The sequence below is a fragment of the Rothia sp. HMSC065G12 genome (assembly GCF_001811455.1).
In the GTDB taxonomy this organism is placed as follows: Bacteria; Actinomycetota; Actinomycetes; order Actinomycetales; family Micrococcaceae; genus Rothia; species Rothia dentocariosa.
Genome location: NZ_KV804819.1, coordinates 77,892 through 79,092, shown reverse-complemented (window position 1 = coordinate 79,092; position 1,201 = coordinate 77,892). Strand labels below are relative to the sequence as shown.

Here is a 1,201-nt window from a genome sequence, read left to right as displayed (position 1 = left end):
ACCCTATACAATAGAGTAATACACTGACCAAAATGCCCAGAGAGCCAAACACCCATGAATTCCACACACCTGCCCACACGCCGTACTTTCCTTACTCTTGGGCTCGGCATAGGAACGCTCGCACTTGGCGCATGCGCGCCCACTACACGAAGCGCTCCTAAAGCAAGAGCCACATACCCTAAGCCGACGCAATCTTTCGATATTGGCAGTAAATATGACTACGATGGACCCGTTCGTCTTGATACCTACGAAAAACACGGTAAATTCATTCCAGCAACCACCGAACATCCGGCGCAAAACGTCCCTAAACCCCTCATGCCCGACTACATCAACGAATACAGCAACAATGGATTTTACGCTTCTATAGCTTATTGGGTAGAAGCAGTTAACTACGCGTACCTGACTGGAGATCTTAAACCTCTTAGCCAAATCACTGATGCTCGACTCACTCTTAATTCTGAAATTATCAAACTCTATGAAGAAAAAACCGGATGGGTTATAGGACCACAGCATCCCTGCAGCGTCGAATTTGAAACAGCGGGATCAAATAATAATCTAAATGATCCCTCGATCCGAGAATGGCAAAGTATTATACGAATATCTCCAGAAACCAAAGTTTATAACTCTACCACTGGAACAACTACACCATTTCTAGAATTTTCAGATCAAAAAGCTGAGAAGAAATCCGCAATCGGCTTACGTTATTCAAATAATGAATGGTATTTCGTCAATGACGACGGTTCTAATGTCGAGAAGAAACCACTCTAAAACCTCTCACGAAACCTGATAAACAACATCATAAGCAGTCTCAGACCTCCATTTACCCTCCACATACGCAACCTGCAACTGCACCTCACCCGGCTGTAACCTGAGAACCTCAGCTAAAGGACGAGTATCCTTCGTGTCCGCATAAAACACCAGGGCATCAGCATCTACATTTAAACGAGCAGACCACGTGAACACTTTCGAGCCCTCCGACGTTTCTGCAGGCTGTGGTGCGAGAAGCTCGGCTTTTATCGGAAATTTATCTGGGCTGATCACCCACCCAGCCTCATCCTCATACAGCTTCACAATATCAGGACGAGCCGTCTTCAACTCAGGATCAATAACCTTCAAAGGCTCTACCTCCCCCGTGAGCAACAAATAATTCAACGCAGAAACCCACATGCCAATACTAGTCCGCATATGCGAAATAGCATAC

Annotated in this window: 2 protein-coding genes; one reads left to right on the top strand and one right to left on the bottom strand. The window is 45.7% G+C overall.

The window, feature by feature from the left end; all coding sequences use genetic code 11:
- Nucleotides 1–54 precede the first annotated feature (54 nt).
- Nucleotides 55–768 carry a DUF6318 family protein gene (locus HMPREF2804_RS10025; RefSeq protein WP_048755055.1) on the top strand — a complete coding sequence of 238 codons (714 nt, stop codon included), beginning with the start codon at nucleotides 55–57 and terminating at the stop codon, nucleotides 766–768.
- A 6-nt stretch (nucleotides 769–774) separates the two neighbouring features.
- On the opposite strand, the gene HMPREF2804_RS10020 is transcribed toward HMPREF2804_RS10025, so the two are convergent.
- Nucleotides 775–1,201: DUF6318 family protein (locus tag HMPREF2804_RS10020; protein WP_246824266.1), on the bottom strand; the 427-nt coding region annotated here is incomplete at its 5' end.

Bases quoted from the DNA above. Each gene is read 5' to 3' on its own strand.
- HMPREF2804_RS10025 (WP_048755055.1), top strand. From the start codon at position 55: ATGAATTCCACACACCTGCCCACACGCCGTACTTTCCTTACTCTTGGG.